This is a genomic window from Rhodoferax sp. GW821-FHT07G04, assembly GCF_059418585.1.
On record NZ_JBWKQD010000003.1, the window covers coordinates 182,347 to 197,625 of the forward strand.

Annotated in this window: 14 protein-coding genes; 8 read left to right on the forward strand and 6 right to left on the reverse strand. The window is 61.1% G+C overall.

Annotation, left to right across the window (positions count from 1 at the left end):
- The first annotated feature begins 18 nt into the window (after positions 1-18).
- From AC07OO_RS18135 to AC07OO_RS18170, 8 genes are all read left to right on the forward strand, one after another.
- The gene (locus AC07OO_RS18135) at positions 19-723 is read left to right on the forward strand and encodes a response regulator transcription factor (RefSeq protein WP_495083537.1); all 705 of its coding nucleotides are present in this window, start codon (positions 19-21) and stop codon (positions 721-723) included.
- Positions 723-2,147 (forward strand): sensor histidine kinase, encoded by a 1,425-nt coding sequence (locus AC07OO_RS18140; RefSeq protein WP_495083538.1) that lies wholly within the window; start codon positions 723-725, stop codon positions 2,145-2,147. The genes AC07OO_RS18135 and AC07OO_RS18140 overlap by 1 nt, the downstream gene beginning before the upstream one ends.
- 222 nt (positions 2,148-2,369) lie before the next feature.
- Complete coding sequence (locus tag AC07OO_RS18145) at positions 2,370-3,035, forward strand: hypothetical protein (protein ID WP_495083539.1); 666 nt, start codon at positions 2,370-2,372, stop codon at positions 3,033-3,035.
- Positions 3,036-3,297: 262 nt separating this feature from the next.
- Complete coding sequence (locus AC07OO_RS18150; RefSeq protein WP_495083540.1) at positions 3,298-4,509, forward strand: MFS transporter; 1,212 nt, start codon at positions 3,298-3,300, stop codon at positions 4,507-4,509.
- 126 nt (positions 4,510-4,635) lie between these two features.
- Positions 4,636-5,046: a cupin domain-containing protein gene (locus AC07OO_RS18155; RefSeq protein ID WP_495083773.1), complete on the forward strand. Its 411-nt coding sequence runs from the start codon at positions 4,636-4,638 to the stop codon at positions 5,044-5,046.
- Positions 5,047-5,173: 127 nt separating this feature from the next.
- Positions 5,174-5,683, forward strand: coding sequence for a septal ring lytic transglycosylase RlpA family protein (locus AC07OO_RS18160; protein ID WP_495083541.1), 510 nt, complete (start codon positions 5,174-5,176; stop codon positions 5,681-5,683).
- A 140-nt stretch (positions 5,684-5,823) separates the two neighbouring features.
- Positions 5,824-7,209, forward strand: a complete 1,386-nt coding sequence (locus AC07OO_RS18165) for a hypothetical protein (RefSeq protein WP_495083542.1) — start codon at positions 5,824-5,826, stop codon at positions 7,207-7,209.
- A 193-nt stretch (positions 7,210-7,402) separates the two neighbouring features.
- Positions 7,403-7,687 carry a hypothetical protein gene (locus AC07OO_RS18170; RefSeq protein WP_495083543.1) on the forward strand — a complete coding sequence of 95 codons (285 nt, stop codon included), beginning with the start codon at positions 7,403-7,405 and terminating at the stop codon, positions 7,685-7,687.
- A gap of 56 nt (positions 7,688-7,743) precedes the next feature.
- Here the strand turns inward: AC07OO_RS18170 and AC07OO_RS18175 are convergent, their stop codons facing one another.
- The 6 genes from AC07OO_RS18175 to AC07OO_RS18200 form a co-directional block, all read right to left on the reverse strand.
- Positions 7,744-8,286: a GntR family transcriptional regulator gene (locus tag AC07OO_RS18175; RefSeq protein ID WP_495083544.1), complete on the reverse strand. Its 543-nt coding sequence runs from the start codon at positions 8,284-8,286 to the stop codon at positions 7,744-7,746.
- Positions 8,286-10,928: a TonB-dependent receptor gene (locus AC07OO_RS18180; protein WP_495083545.1), complete on the reverse strand. Its 2,643-nt coding sequence runs from the start codon at positions 10,926-10,928 to the stop codon at positions 8,286-8,288. Before AC07OO_RS18180 ends, AC07OO_RS18175 begins: the two co-directional genes overlap by 1 nt.
- A 63-nt stretch (positions 10,929-10,991) precedes the next feature.
- Positions 10,992-12,149, reverse strand: a complete 1,158-nt coding sequence (locus AC07OO_RS18185) for an ABC transporter ATP-binding protein (RefSeq protein ID WP_495083546.1) — start codon at positions 12,147-12,149, stop codon at positions 10,992-10,994.
- Between the two features lie 39 nt (positions 12,150-12,188).
- Positions 12,189-13,046, reverse strand: coding sequence for a carbohydrate ABC transporter permease (locus tag AC07OO_RS18190; protein ID WP_495083547.1), 858 nt, complete (start codon positions 13,044-13,046; stop codon positions 12,189-12,191).
- A gap of 7 nt (positions 13,047-13,053) precedes the next feature.
- Positions 13,054-13,968: a carbohydrate ABC transporter permease gene (locus AC07OO_RS18195; protein ID WP_495083548.1), complete on the reverse strand. Its 915-nt coding sequence runs from the start codon at positions 13,966-13,968 to the stop codon at positions 13,054-13,056.
- Between the two features lie 3 nt (positions 13,969-13,971).
- On the reverse strand, positions 13,972-15,222 hold the full coding sequence (locus tag AC07OO_RS18200; protein WP_495083549.1) for an ABC transporter substrate-binding protein: 1,251 nt from the start codon (positions 15,220-15,222) through the stop codon (positions 13,972-13,974).
- Positions 15,223-15,279: the final 57 nt, after the last annotated feature.

Consider the following 15,279-nt stretch of genomic DNA (forward strand, 5'->3'; position numbering starts at 1 on the left):
GATTTCCCTACGAGACCCATGGCCCACATACTGATTGCCGAAGACGATGACCTGCTGCGCGACGCGCTGTCTGCGCAGCTCACCCAGGCTGGCCACACGGTGGCCAGCGCCGCGCACGGCCTGCAGGCCCGCGAACTGCTGGAGAGCACGCGCTTTGACGGCGTCATTCTCGACCTTGGCCTGCCCAAGCTTGACGGCATGGCCGTGCTGCAATGGCTGCGCCAGCGCGTGCTGGCCTTGCCGGTGCTGATACTGACGGCACGTGACGGTGTAGACGACCGCGTGCTGGGTCTCAACGCCGGTGCTGACGACTACCTGACCAAGCCCTTCATCATGGTGGAACTGCAGGCGCGGTTGGATGCGATGCTGCGGCGTTCGCGCATGCCGGCCTTTGGCGGCTCGCTGGAGATTGGCGGGGCCAGCACCAGCAAGCTACGGGTGGATGCCGTGCAGCACCGCGCCTGGCTGGGCGATGACGAGATGGAGTTGACCCAGCGCGAATGGTCGTTGCTGTCGCTGCTGGTGGCCAACGCCGGCCAGGTGGTCAGCCGCGAGGACGTGCTCAATGCCTGGCAGAGTGAGCCCGGCGAACCCACGGGCGGCGTGGCCTCCAACGCGCTGGAGGTGTATGTGCACCGCCTGCGCCGCAAGCTGGCCGACTCTGGCTTAGGCATACGCAATGTGCGAGGCCTGGGCTATCTGCTGGAATCCAGCACCGGTTGATGCCTGCGATGAAACCGGGCGGCCGCACCCTGTTGCCAGGGCTTTCGCTGAAACGCCAGCTGCTGCTGTGGCTGTTGCTGCCGCAGTTGCTGCTGTGGTCGGTGGGAGGGCTGTTGGCTTGGCGCATTGCGCTGAGCTATGCCGACACCGGCATCAACCAGTCGCTGAAGCAATCGGTGCGCGCGCTGGCACGTCAGGTCAAACCCATGGGTTCGGGATTGCAGGTCGACTTTCCGCGGGCCGCGCAGGACGTGCTGGAGCAGGATCCGACCGATCGCATGGGCTACCTGGTGACATCCCCTCCGGGGAGCTTTTTGTTGGGCAATAGCCAGTTGCCACCGCCACCGCCCGGGTTGGCGATCCAGACCGGTGAGTCGCTGACCTATGACGCCCGCCTGGATGGCAAGAAGGTGCGTGTGGCGGTGCTGGAGGTCACGTATGGCGAAGCCAATGCGCCGCAGCGCCTGCGTGTGCAGGTAGCCAAGAGCCTGGCCGTGCAGGAGCGCGTGGCCCGAGAACTGGTGTTCGACATGCTGGTGCCGCTGGCTGCATTGGGTGTGCTGCTGGGCATCATCATCAACGCGGGCATCGCCCGCGGCCTGCGCCCGCTCAAGCGCCTAGAGGCACAGTTGGGGGACCGCTCCGGCCCCACCTTGTCGGCCCTGCAGCCGATCGAGCTGGCCCAGGCCCCGCACGAGGTGCACTCACTGGCACTGGCCGTCAACCAATTGCTGGATGCCGTGCGCCGCAGCCTCAGCCAGGAAAAGCGTTTCGTCAACGACGCGGCCCACCAGTTGCGCACGCCGTTGGCCGGCCTGGTCAGCCAAACCGAATTGGCCTTGAGTGAAAGCGAACCGGTGGCGGTCAAGGAGCGGCTGGGCAAGGTGCATGCCGGGGCCTTGCGCAGCGCCCACTTGGTGCACCAGTTGCTGTCGTTGGCGCGCACCGAGGCGGATGTAACGCTGCAACCGCTGGACGTGGCCCAACTCGCCCGCGAAGTGGCGCGGGAGTGGACACCCCGCGCCCTGGCCGCTGGCGTTGACCTGGGTTACGAAGGCGAGGGCAGTGTGCAGGTGGCGGGTGAGAAGCTGCTGCTGCGTGAGGTGCTCAACAACCTCATCGACAACGCCTTGCATTACGCGGGCACGGGTGCCACGCTGACCGTGCGCGTGCGGCGCGAGGGGGCCCATTGCGTGCTGGAGGTGGAAGACAACGGCCCTGGCCTGGTGCCGGCCGATTTGCCCCGCGTGTTTGAGCGCTTCTGGCGTGCCAGCGAAATGCCGGGTGGCTGCGGCCTGGGGCTGGCCATCGTCGCCGAGATCGCCCACCGCCACGGTGGCAACGCCACCGCCCTGGCGGCGCAACCCAGTGGATTGGTCGTGCGCATTACGCTGCCACTACCGCCGGCTGGCGGCATCCGCTAGTGGCGTTTCTCCGCGCGCCAAGCGCAACGCGGCGGCCCCATGCCGCGGAAAATAACGGCATCCACCACGCCATTTCCTTAAGATAAAACGTCTGCGTGCGAGTATTCTGCAAGCTCACCTAGGCACTTAGCCCAAAGAACGCTGGCGACAAGGCCTGGACTGTTCTCTGCGCTGGCGCACACTGCGGGCAACCATGGCAGTTCCCGCATTCAGGAGCAGGAGATGGCAAGAATCGTCGGCGGCTTTGTGCTGCTGTTGTGGTCGGCATGCGCGTTCGCCCAGGGCATCCCGAGCGTAGGGCAATGGATCAACGTTATTGAAGCGGTTCGCCAGCACGAACTGTTCAAGGATCTCAACATGACGTATGCCAAGGCGCCTCCCGCCAGCATTGGCTACACGCCGGTGGGTGTTCTGGAGCGTGACGGGGTGGATTGCGTGATAGTGGTGTCAGACGGCGAAAACCCGAAGATGGCGCAGATGATGGGCTTCCCCAGCAACCCCATGGCAACACTAGCCTTCATGGAGACGGTTGCCGCCCATGAGTTCGGCCACTGCCTTCGCATGCGTGGCAAGCAGCTGACGCTGCAAATGTGGGAGCGCGTGGCCGCTGCGGCTGAAGGCTCCGCCGAGCGCCTGGCGCTGGAGAAACAACTGTCGATGGAAGAGGCTTACGCGGATGCCTATGCCTTCGTCTACCTCAAGGATGTGCATCCACAGCTGTACGACGAAGTGCTGCATATCATGCAAAGCCTCCGGCACGAGCCGAACTTTGCAAACCCCTTCTACCAGGTCGATCCGCTGTACGCGCAGCTCAAGACCCAGGGGCTCGATGCCAGACTGCCGTTGCAGGAGCAGGTAATAGCCGTGATGTCAGATGCCAAGTTCTAGGTGCGTATACGCATCTTGGGTTCTATCGCCGCTATTTCGGAATGATCAGATATAAACTGGCCTGTAGCCCTCGTGGAATAATAGGATATAGCTATAAAAAATGTAGCTAGTGGTTGTTGATGGCCCTCCGAGCCCAGGGGCCGGTCTCGCTGTAACCCAAAAGAACCTGGTTTCACCCTGGGTTCGCGTTGGGGAAAAGCTATGCTGTGTGCCAATGCGGTGCTTGGGTGCAGCGCGACACCCTCGCTGCACTTGCTGCTCCATGCGCACAGACCATCTCGCCTTCTTTGCATCGCTGTTCCTCTCCCGGTTGGCCGACCAGATACTGTTGTTTCTGGTGCCACTGGTCGTGTTCCAGACCACACAGAGCGCCGCCTGGTCGGGCATGGCGTTCTTTGTGGAGACGCTGCCGCGTTACCTGTCGTTCCCGGTGTGTGGTGCGCTGTGTGACCGCATCGCGCCGTTGCGCCTGCTGCGTGCCAGCCAGATGCTGCGGGCCGCCGTCTGCGTAGTGGGGGCGGTGGCCTCGGCGCTGGCGGGCGGCGTGGTGTGGCTGGTGCTGCTGTCGGCCGTCTGCGGCGTGCTGACCACCCAAGGCCTGATGGCCCGTGAAGTCATGCTGCCCCAGGTCTTTCGCGATGCCCGCATGGACAGGGTCTTGGCCCATGCCCAGATTGCGGACCAACTGGGTATGGTGCTGGGCCCCATGCTGGCGGCGTTGGCCATGGCTTGGTGGTCCTGGGAGTGGGTGGTGGCTGCCACGGCGGTGTTGTTTTTGGCGGCCGATGCCGCGATGCAGTTGTGGCGCCGTAGCAGTGCCGTGCCTTTGGCGGACCCAGCCTCCGCGCAAGCCTTGCACGGCATGCATTGGCTGCAGCCCTACCGCACGGCGTGGCAGCATGTGCTGCGCCTGCCGGGCCTGGCTCCGTTGATCGTTCTGACGTCGGGCGTGAATCTGGTGCTGGGCGTTACGCTGGCCACGTCGGCGGCCATGGTCACGGGGCTGTTGCAGCAACCGGGCCAGGCCTATGCGCTGCTGCAGACCGCGGGTGCCGTTGCCACGGTCGTGGTTCTGGTGTGGGTGGCGCGCGGGACCATGGCGCTGCGCAGCTTGGGGCTTGTGTCGTACCTCTGCATTGGGGCCGGCACCGTGCTCACGGCGTGTAGCAGCACGCTGTGGATGTACGCAGTGGGCTTCCTGGCCATCGTGGGCTTCGACAAGATGTTCAGCGTCTACATCCGCGTGCGCCGGCAGACCGTCATACCCGCTGCCGACCTGGGCAAGACCACCGGCTTGGTGGTCTTGCTCAACAACCTGAGCCAGCCGGTTGCCGGGCTCTTGGTGGGGCTCCTGGCCGGGCCGGCCGACATGCAAAGCCTGATCCTTGCGCTGGCCCTTGGCATGGTCTTGCTGGGCGGCGTGGCATTGGCGTTGGACCGCAGGCGTGCGCCTGCGGCAAACGCTGGTCTCTGAACAACGCCAGGCGCAACCATCCGTACAACTACGCATTGATGGCAACAAAGGTGGGCCGCACACTGTGGCAGCTATCCACCTCATTCCCCACTCTTTTTTTGAAAGCCCGCTATGTACAAACACCCCATGCTTCGATCGGTCATCGTCGGTTCTTTGCTTGCCTTGTCTACTGGGCTCTGCCTCGCCCAAGCCTCGGGCCTGACCCGTGTGATGGTCACCAAGGCCGACGTGTCGGTCCCCAACCGCGAGGCCGTGGTCGCACGGGTCGAGGTGGCACCCGGCGCCACGGCGGGTTGGCACTCGCACCCCGGCGACGAAATCAGCTACGTGATGGAAGGCGAGGCCACGCTGATGATCGCTGGCCAGGCACCCCGCAAGGTTGCGGCGGGTGAGGCCTTTGTGATACCCGCCGGCGTGGTCCACAACGCCAAGAACGACGGCACCGCGCCGACCAAGCTGGTGGGTGTGTATGTGGTGGAGAAAGGCCAACCCCTGGCATCACCAGCACCAGCGCCCGCACCCGCACCCGCACAGTAACGCGATCTGTCCATAATCCGATCCAACAAATGGGGGCCCAAAAACGCGTGTTTTCCAAATGACATATCGGTGCTTTAAGGTGCTTGTCGGGCTGGGTGCGGCCGCTCTGATAGGGTGTGCGACACCCGTGCACCCCCCATCAGAGCGGCCAGCGAGCCTTGCGCCGCAGCCCCTGGTCTACGCCCCGCTGGCCGTGTCGCCAGCTCCGGCCCAACCCATTGAACCCGCGGCCAGCGACGCGAGCGCGCTACTGGGTGAACAGACGCAAATGCCTCTGGTGGCCAGTGAGCCCTGGAAGCAGCGGGGACTAGCCTCCTGGTACGGGAAAAGGTTTAACGGCCGACGCACGGCCAGTGGCGAGCGTTTCAGAGCAGAGGGCTTTACCGCAGCGCACCGTACCCTGCCCATTTCCAGCTACGTGCGTGTGCGCCGGGTGGCCAGCGGTGAGGAGGTGATTGTGCGTATCAATGACCGGGGCCCGTTTCATCCGGGGCGTGTGGTGGATCTCAGCTACGCAGCGGCCAACAAACTCGGCATCTTGGGATTGGGCAGTGCGGAGGTTGAAATGGAGCTCTTGACTGAAGAAGAATTGCGTTTCTCGGGGAGCCGCACCACGGCCGGCATCTTGCGCAAATAGCTCAGGCCACCAAGCCATGGCTTCGCGGTCACCAACATCATTTTGTAACAATCCAAAGCAAACGCTCACCGTGCGAGCAGTTCCTGTGGACTAGCATATTGGTGCTGATACGCAGCGCTCTTTAAGGGGATGGTTGGCTTATGCTGAAGCAGGTGGGGTTTAGCTTTTCAAGTTGGTTGTTCGCAGTGACGATGTTGTCGACTCCAGTACACGCCATCGACGCTTTCATTACAGGAACAAATGTTTTGACCATCCCCAGCGTTCAGGTTGGGGCAACGCAATACTCCAATGTCCAGGCGAAAATTGGCACTTACACGGTCGTCAGTGTGGGTGGCGCATCGGCTTCAGGCCTCGCGGATACGTTCAATGCGCAATCAAACCTGCTATTCATTGGGGGCGTCAATGTAGACGGCGCTGCGACGTATGGCAACGTATGGGTGCAACTCGGCCCTGACTACAGTATTCTGAGTGTTGGGGCATCCACCCCCGTTTCGGTGACTTCACGGGCCGCCGCCTTGGCGAGCAAGTTGCAAAAGCCAAGCCGCCTTTTGGTTGGCCTTGGTACCGGTTCTTCTGAGAGCTCGGTCCAAGCCCAAGGGCTCAAGCCTGATATCAACGATGCCTATCTCGTGGGCGTTGGGTCCGACGCCTGGCCAACCTGGAACAGTCCGAGTGGCGCCTATGTGAACGTTGCTGCAGCCAAAGCCGACAAGATGGGCGCTGTTCCCATGTTCACGTTTTACCAAATGGCCTCCAATGGGGACGGCAATCTCTCTGGCATCAATGACCCGGTCTTCATGGAGAAATATTGGGCCAACGTGCGCCTGTTGTACCAGCGGCTCAGCATCTATGGCAAACCGGCCTTGGTCAATTTCGAGCCGGACTTCTGGGGCTATGTCCAGCAGCAATCGCCAGGCAACGATCCACGCCGATTGCCTGCACAGGTTTCTCGCGGCAGTGGGTGTGCCAATCAGCCGGACAATGCAGTCGGCATCGCGGCATGTTTGGTAGAGCTTGGGCGCAAGTACGCGCCTAACGCGTTGCTGGGATTTTCGCCTTCCACTTGGGGCGGCAAGTCCGCTCAGGACGTCGCGACCTATATGACGGTTCTGGGCGCTCAGTATGCCGACTTTACTGCGGTGCAGACGCTGGACCGGGATGCGGGATGCTTTGAAGTACAAGGCCAAAATTGCAGCCGCGGCGGCTCGGGTTGGTACTGGGACGACAACGCGTACCGCAACCACCTTGCTGAGGCTGGCACGTACGCAAAGACGATTGGGCTACCCCTGGTTTGGTGGCAAACGCCTATGGGTGTTCCCTCGTCTACGGTGGGTGGTGCGTCAGGGAAATACAGGGACAACCGGATGCAATATTTCCTGACGCACCCTACTGACTTGACTGCGATCGGCGGGGCTGCCGTGGTCTTCAGTGTCGGTGCCGGCGGACAGACCAACATCGACACAGATGGTGGGCAGTTCAAACGGCTTTCAGAGGCCTACTTTGCCAGTCCTGCTCCATTGAAATAGTGGGTAGTTCTATTGATCGTGTAACGCACCGAATAGCGGGAATCTGCACGAGATACAAGCGATACAAAGTCGTGCAGTCATGACATCAATGCGATACGTGCGGTTCGCATAATTCTCCAACCGAACACATCGTTGTGTGGATTCTTTTCACGAAACGTTTCCTACTTTCCTCGATTACTTCTGGAGTCTTTCCATGAACCGCAATTTCCTCTCGCTGTCTTTACTGTGCTTGCTGGCACTGCAGGCCAAGGCTGAAAACCACGCTCCGATGGCTAGCCCCACCTCTGTGCCGGTAGCTTGTCAGAGCGATGTGTCCAAGTTCGAACAGGTTGTGGCTGTAGTGCGCCAAACCCATGGGGAAAAAGCTGCGAACGACCTACGCGAAAAGCTGCTACCCAGCAAAGAAGCCGATGAAGTGCTGAGCCAGTCTGGTCAATGCGGCTTGGCCCGACTGCTGCGTGCCAAGAAGCTTGTGTAGCCCATTCACTCGGCTGGTGGGTTGCTTCGGTACTGGAATTGCTGCAGATGAATTTCTCACCCACTCCGCCTAGTCTCCGCCACAAAATCATAGTAGTCACTGCGGCAGTACGAGTGCGTCAATTCAACGGCCTGACCTGACTCGAGGTAGCCAACCCGGGTAATGAGTAGCACCGCTTGGTGGTCCGGCACACCGAGTTGCTCGGCCAGGTGCGGCCGGGCGTTGAGTGCACGAATCTGCTGCAAAGCCCGTACCGGGGCCAGGTGGATGCGATCCAGCTGCTCGTACGCGGAGCCTTCGAAAGCCATCGGGTCTGGCACCACCGTTTGGGGGAACACGCTGACCTCGTAGGCCATCACGCAATCGTTCGCCATGCGCAAGCGCTCCAGCCGGGCCACCCGTGCACCGGGCGGCAGCCCCAGGCTGAGCTGTTCGTCTGCCATGGCCACGGCGATGCTTCGATCCAGCCAGCGCGAAGAGGGCGTGTAGCCGCGACGGTGCAACTGCTCGGAGATGTCCGCCAGCCGCGACTGCGGCTGGCCAACCCGTGCCAGTTGCCGGTACAGCGGCGAACTGTCGCTCGCGCTGTGTCTCAACATCAGAATTTTCCTCGAAGGCCTACGCTGTACCGCGCACCGTTTTCATACACACCCACCGGCAATCCATCCGTGGTGTTGGTGCGGATCACGGCATTGGTCAGATTCACGCCCGATGCATACAAGCTGAGGTTCGGCGTGATGTCCCAGTTGGCGGTGGCATCCCACTGGCCATAGGCGCTGTTGACGTCCTGCCCGCCTTCATTCAGACCGCCGTACGACTTGGACCGGTAGTTGTACGACAGGCGCACGCTGAAGCCATTCTTCTCGTAGTAGCCGCTGATGTTCATCTGGTCTCTGGAATTGCCGACCACATTCAATTTCTGCCCACCTGCCAAAGAGCCAGCCACGGCGTCCGTGAAGGTGTAGTTGATGATGCCGCCAAAGCCATTGCCGAAGGCCTGCTGCCACTGCAGTTCCACGCCGTTGATGACGGCACCGTTGTCTGCATTGTTGGGGCGCGTGACAGGGCGCATCACGCCGCCCACATTTTCTTGCGCGGTAGAGGTGTAGATGAAGGTATCCAAGCGCTTGGTGAACACCGTTGCTGACAGCATCGACGCATCGGCAAAGTACCACTCTGCACCCAGCTCAGCCTGGTCTGCATGGTAGGGCTTCAGCAGCGGGTTGCCGGCTGTTGCCGCATTGGTGGTGCCGCTGACCTCGGTGCTGGCGCTCAAGTCGCTGAAGGTGTTGCGGGCCATGACGCGTGAGATGGCGCCCCGCACAATGACATCGCGGCGCAAGTCGTAGACCACATTCAGGTTGGGCAAGACGTCGGTATAGCTGCGCGTGGTGCTGCCTATGGTGTAGTTGCCGTTGCCATTCAAGTCTTGGTAGGCTTCAGACGTCTGGTCCGTCTTCACCAGGCGCACACCAAAATCACCGCGCCACTTGTCGACGGCGAAGTCGGCCTTGGCATAGGCGGCCGTGATCTTTTCCTGGATGCGGTAGTACTCGCCTTTGGCTTCGTTGTAGACCATACCCTTGTCGTACATGGCAAAGCCTTTGCTGACGGCCAGGGCATCGTCTACCCAGGCATATTGCGTTAGCGAGCCTGGCGTTGCGGCTGCTTGGCTCAAGAGTGGCGAGGCGCCCGTGGAGAGGTCAGCCAAAGAGAACGACTGCCAGCCCACGCTGCCCGGTCCCACCGTGCCGATGGTGCGGTGGTTTTGCACCGTGTTGTCGCGGTATTTGAGGCCGACTTTGATGTCCTTGATGAAGGAGCCGCTCAGGTCCAGCGTCAGGTCGCCCTGCACGTAGTTTTCCTGGCTTTCCATCTTGCGAATCCAGTCCCGGGCATTTTGCAAGGTCAGCTTGGTCGGGTCGAGCGGGTTCATGTCGAGGTACTTCACCTCATAGGTATCGGGTGCCAGGTTGATGGTGGCGCGGGTGTCGCCGGTGAACCAGAAGTTGCGGTCATGCTTGCTGCCGCCTTCTGCAGCGGTGGTGCCGACTTGTCCGTGCACCTTCCAGCCGTCGCCTTCCAGATTACCTTCCAGATCCAGCACGCTGGACTTGATATAGGCCTCGCGGAAAATCGGCTCAAACGAAACGCCCGTGGTAGGTCCCACTGTTCCACCGACCAGTGCCTTGGTGCCGTCTGAGGTGGTGATGAACCGTGGATTGGTCACGCGGATCGTGTTGGTGCTGTCCGCCAAACCCCCGGCTTGCCACAGGTAGTTTTGGTTGCTGTTGTTCATGCTCATATCCGAATTGATGTAATTCAAAGATATGTCGCTGTCGCGGGTGGGGCGCAGCTGCATGGTCACGTTACTGGTCGTTCTTTCGCGGTCCTGGCGAAAGATGGCGGAGCCACCACCCCAAGACGCATAGGCATTGGGTGTGGCTACATTGTTCTGGTCCAGAATGGTGTACTTGGTTGCGTCGGTAAAGTCTTCCAAGCCATCACGGCGCATGGTGCGCTTTTGCTTGCTGAGAGAGACCAAGACTCCGAATGTGTCTTCTGCATTCTTCCAGTTCAGCAAGCCGGAAGCCTGCGGATCGGTCTTCGCAGGCAAGACGCTGTAGGTGCCCTCCAATGAAAACTGTGCCGTCAACGGCGCTTTGAACTGCAGGGGCTTGCGGGTCTTGACGATGACCAGGCCACCAATGCTGCCTTCATCCAGATCGGCCGATGGGCTCTTGTACACATCCAGGCTACCCACCAACTCCGACGGCAAGATGTCGTAGTTGAAGCCGCGGCTTTGTGAGTCGTTTTTCCACCAATAGGCAGACGCCACGGACTGGCCATTCAATTGCGTCATGTTGAGGCTTTTGTCCGTGCCGCGCACGAAGATATCGCGGCCTTCGCCCCAGGTGCGGTCGACGGAAATACCGGGCACCCGCTGCAGGGAATCGGCAACATTCTTGTCCGGGAACTTGCCGAGGTCTTCTGCATTGACGGTGTCGACAATGTTTTGCGCATCGCGCTTGCCGGCCAGGTTTTTCTTCAAGGTGTCACGTATGCCGCGCACCTCAACCGTTTGCAATCCGGCGGAGTTGTCAACAGCGGCCTGCGGTGCAGAGGCATCGGGCGTGGCTTGTGCGGCTGCCGTGGTAGCTTGTTGGGCCTGGCTGGATGCCATGATGCCCATAAGAGCAAGTGCGACTGCAGAGGCGATGGGTGTGCGGGTCAGCTTCATATCTTCCTTATTAATTAAAACGTTGGTGGCGGGGCAAGAGTCATCAAGTGATTGCGGGTTCAGTCAGATAGCGTCTCCTTCTGAGAAATGGCGCGCCGAACGCATGTTTCCGGGGCGCAAGCGCGGGCAAGCCACGCCGTTGGCGCGAAACAGGTACAAGGCCTCGGGCGCGGCGCGCACAATCACCGAGTCGCCCAGCCGCACGGCGGCGTTGCCATCGCCGCGCACGATCAACTCCTGGCCGTCGTCGGTTTTCAGGTAGAGAAGGTTGGACTCACCCAGGTGCTCCACCAGCGTGATTTCGGCGTCGAAGGCGGCGTCATCTGCGCCGGGTGCGCTGCCCGCGGCCAGCACCTCACAGTGCTCGGGGCGCAGGCCCACTTCCACCGATTCGCCCACCTGCAGCGGCCCCACGTCCACGGTGGCCAGCACCGTGCAGCCATTGCCCAGTTGCACCCGTGCGCCCTGCGTGCTGAGCTCCAGCACGCGCGCCGGCATCAGGTTGATGGTGGGTGAGCCGATAAAGGTAGCTACAAAGCGGTTCGCCGGTTGCTGGTACAGCGTGAGCGGCGTGCCCGCCTGCTGCACCCGGCCCTCATGCAACACCACAATCTTGTCACCCAGGGTCATGGCCTCGATCTGGTCGTGGGTGACGTACACCATGGTGGCGCCCAGGTCGCGGTGCAGGCGCGACAGTTCAATGCGTGTCTTGGCACGCAGTGCGGCGTCCAGGTTGGACAGCGGTTCGTCGAACAAAAACAGGCGTGGCTCGCGCACAATCGCGCGGCCAATGGCCACGCGCTGGCGCTGCCCGCCCGAGAGTTCACGCGGCAGGCGGTCCAGCAAATGGTCGATGTGCAAGACCTTGGCGGCGTCGCGCACGCGTTGGTCGATCTCGGCCTTGTTGGCGCCGTGGATCTTCAGCCCAAAAGCCATGTTGCGGTACACATTCATATGCGGGTACAGCGCATAGCTTTGGAACACCATGGCGATGCCGCGCTGCGCCGGGGGCAGGTTGTTGACCACATCGTCGCCAATGCGCAGCTCGCCGCTGCTGATGTCTTCCAGGCCGCACAACACGCGCAACAGCGTAGATTTGCCGCAGCCACTGGGCCCGACCAGCACAACCAGTTCGCCGTGTTCTATGTCCAGGCTGATGTCGTGCAGGATGGGGTTCTTGCCGTAGGACTTGGATACGTTTTTCAGGGAGACGCGTGCCATAAGGGTGATCTGTGGGTGCTCTTGAGAATGCTGGGCTTACTACTTCACTGCGCCAGCCGTGATGCCGCGAATCAGTTGACGGGAAAACAGGGCGTACAACAGCACCACGGGCACGATGGCCATGGACAGCGACGCCAACACGGCATTCCAGTCGGTGGCGTACTGGCCCACAAACTGCTGAATGCCCAAGGTGATGGTTTGGGTCTTTTCCGACGGCGCCAGGATCAGCGGAAACCACAGGTCGTTCCAGATCGGCACCATGGTGAACACTGCTACCGTGGCAATGGCCGGGCGCACCAGCGGCACCACCACCTGGAAGAAGATGCGGAATTCACCAATGCCGTCGCAGCGCGCGGCGTCCTTCAGTTCACCGGGCACTTGCCCCATGAACTCCGAGAAGATCATGATCGCCAGAGGCAGGCCCTGCGCCACATAGACCAGCACCAGCGCCGTGAGCGTGTTGACCAGGTTCAGGCCCACCATGGTCTGCAGGATGGACACCGTGCCCAGGCGGATCGGCACCATGATGCCGAAGGCAAAAAACAGCTTGAGCCAGCGGTTGCCGGGAAAGTGGTACTCCGACAAGGCCCAGGCCGCCATGGCGCCAAACAGCAAGATAAAAAACAGCGAGGCCACGGTGACGATGGCGCTGTTGCCGAAGTAGCTCAGCACATGGGAGTTGGCCAGCACCTTGCTGTAGCCGATCAGCGAAAAGGTGTCGGCCGTGGGCAAGGCCAGCGGGTTGTTGAAGATGGCGTCCCGGCTCTTGAAGGAGTTCATGAACACCAGCAGGATGGGCGCCAGCGCCAGAATCAAATAGGCAACCAGCGTAACGTGCACAAACACACGGCTGGGTGCCACACGCGGCATGCGAGGGGACATGGTGGATAGGGTCATCACGTCCTCACAGCGCGTAGCGTTGCAGGCGGCGCTGCACCGCCTGCAAATAGGCGGCCACGCCCAGCAGGATGACCAGGAACATCAGCGTTGCCACAGCGGCCCCCATGGTGGCGCTGGCCACTTGCGACTGGTAACCAAAGAAGGTGCGGTAGAACAGCGTGCCCAAAATATCGGTGCTGTAGTTGGGCCCGGCCAGGCCGCCCTTGACCGTGTAGATCAGGTCAAACGCGTTGAAATTGGCCACAAAGGTCAGGATGGTGACCAGCCCCAGCGTGGGCAGAATCAGCGGCAGGCGGATCGCATAAAAAATACGCCAGGGTGATGCGCCTTCCACCACGGCCGCTTCGATGATGTCGTCAGGTATCGCAATCAGGGCGGCGTAGATCAGCATCATGGGAATGCCGACGTATTGCCACACGGACATCAGCGACAGCGTGATCAGAGCCGACGATTCCAACCCCAGCCAGGGTTCAAACCAGTCTTGCAGCCCCAGCGCCCGGAGGAACCCTTCTGACACCCCCCACAGCGGCGACAAAATCAGTTGCCACACAAAGCCGATGATCACCACCGAGAGCAGGGTGGGCAAAAAGAATACGGTGCGGTAAGTGGCGGCAAAACGCACATTGCGCAGCGACAACAGCGCCGCCAGCAGCAGGCCCATGGGGTTTTGCGCCAGCATGTGGATGCCAAAAAACTTCAGGTTGTTCAGCATGGCATTCCAGAACGTGGCGGACCATTGCGGGTCGCCCAAGATGGTTTTGTAGTTGGCCAGCCCCGAGAAGCTGACCACCCCAAATTCGTCCGCGCTGTACAGGCCCAGACGCAGGGTGTCCAGCAGCGGCAGTGCGCTGAACACCGCGTAGATCAGCAAGGCGGGTGCGATGAACACCAGAACCGGCCAAGAGAAACCTTGCTTCATTTTTTACTTGGCCGGCGTGTACCACTTGGCAAAGCCAGTCTGGATTTGCTGCGCAGCGGCTGTGGGGCTCATCTTCTGGTTGATGACCTGGGAGCCCACATTCCACAGCTCGTTTTCCATGCTGGGCGTGCCGCGGCTCATGATCTGGGCGTTCAGGCGGATGGTGCTCTTGCAGTCCTTGCGCCAGCTGATCATTTCTCTGGCCACCGGGTTTTTCACATCCACCACGTGGTTGGAGAGCGAGAAGAAGCCGGTGTTCTTGTTGGTGTACAGGTCGGCAAACTCCTTGCTGGCCAGCCAGGTCAAGAAGACCTGGGCATCGGCCTTGTTCTTGCTCTTGGCGTTGATGCCCATGCCCATGTCGGTGTGGTCCGAGATGTAGCAGGTGTCGCCCTTCTTGGCCACGGGTGGGCGGAAGGCGCCGAATTCCAGGCCTGCATCTTTCTCAAAATGCGAGATATCCCAGGAGCCCGTGGGATAGATGGCCGCACGGCCGGTGGAGAACAGGTTTTGCGAGTCGCCATAGGTCTGTGCCTGGTAGCCCTTGGGCAGGTATTGCGCCCACTTGGCCATCTGTTCCCAAGTGCCCACGAACTCGGGGTCTGTGAACTTTTTCGTGCCCTTGAGCAGGGCTTGGCGGCCTTCTTCACCCTTCCAACGGTTCGCCCCTATGTTGGTGAACACGATCTGGTTGGTTTCCCACTGGTCTGCGGTACCCAGCGCCAGTGGCGCTACCTTGCCGGCCGCCTTGATCTTATCCAGTGCGGCGTAGAAATCTGCTTCGGTGGCCGGAACTCCCAGGCCCAGCTCGGCAAAAATTTTCTTGTTGTAGAAGAAGCCGTGGATGACAGAGGCCATGGGCATGCAGTAGGTCGACTTGCCGTCATCGGTCTGCCAGGCCACTTGCGCAGAGGCGGGGAAGCTCTTCATGCCGGGTGCGCTGTTCAGCGTTTCCAGATGCCCCTTTTTGAACAGATCCAGCGACACGTCAAACGGGCGGCAGGTGATCAGGTCGCCAGCGCTGCCGGCGGACAGGCGGGCATTCAAGGCCGAGTTGTATTCCGGGGGCGAGGTGGGCGCAAACTTGACGGTGATGCCGGGGTTGGCCTTTTGGAACGCGGGCAACAGCACCTCTTCCCACTGTGCCTTGTCGTCCACCCGCCAGCTTTCGATCGTGAGGGTGCCGGCGCTGGCAGCATGGCCACTGCACAGCAGCGCAGCAGCGGCTGCACAAAAACCGAGTTGATGAAGCATGAAAATGAATCTCCGGATCGTGGGTTGAATGAAACTGTTGGGGCTGACCCGAGCAAG

Coding starts and splice junctions, on each gene's coding strand:
- AC07OO_RS18135 (WP_495083537.1), top strand. CDS start 19: ATGGCCCACATACTGATTGCCGAAGACGATGACCTGCTGCGCGACGCG.
- AC07OO_RS18190 (WP_495083547.1), bottom strand. CDS start 13,046: ATGACCCTATCCACCATGTCCCCTCGCATGCCGCGTGTGGCACCCAGC.
- AC07OO_RS18180 (WP_495083545.1), bottom strand. CDS start 10,928: ATGAAGCTGACCCGCACACCCATCGCCTCTGCAGTCGCACTTGCTCTT.
- AC07OO_RS18140 (WP_495083538.1), top strand. CDS start 723: ATGCCTGCGATGAAACCGGGCGGCCGCACCCTGTTGCCAGGGCTTTCG.
- AC07OO_RS18145 (WP_495083539.1), top strand. CDS start 2,370: ATGGCAAGAATCGTCGGCGGCTTTGTGCTGCTGTTGTGGTCGGCATGC.
- AC07OO_RS18185 (WP_495083546.1), bottom strand. CDS start 12,149: ATGGCACGCGTCTCCCTGAAAAACGTATCCAAGTCCTACGGCAAGAAC.
- AC07OO_RS18170 (WP_495083543.1), top strand. CDS start 7,403: ATGAACCGCAATTTCCTCTCGCTGTCTTTACTGTGCTTGCTGGCACTG.
- AC07OO_RS18195 (WP_495083548.1), bottom strand. CDS start 13,968: ATGAAGCAAGGTTTCTCTTGGCCGGTTCTGGTGTTCATCGCACCCGCC.
- AC07OO_RS18175 (WP_495083544.1), bottom strand. CDS start 8,286: ATGTTGAGACACAGCGCGAGCGACAGTTCGCCGCTGTACCGGCAACTG.
- AC07OO_RS18155 (WP_495083773.1), top strand. CDS start 4,636: ATGCTTCGATCGGTCATCGTCGGTTCTTTGCTTGCCTTGTCTACTGGG.
- AC07OO_RS18165 (WP_495083542.1), top strand. CDS start 5,824: ATGCTGAAGCAGGTGGGGTTTAGCTTTTCAAGTTGGTTGTTCGCAGTG.
- AC07OO_RS18150 (WP_495083540.1), top strand. CDS start 3,298: ATGCGCACAGACCATCTCGCCTTCTTTGCATCGCTGTTCCTCTCCCGG.
- AC07OO_RS18200 (WP_495083549.1), bottom strand. CDS start 15,222: ATGCTTCATCAACTCGGTTTTTGTGCAGCCGCTGCTGCGCTGCTGTGC.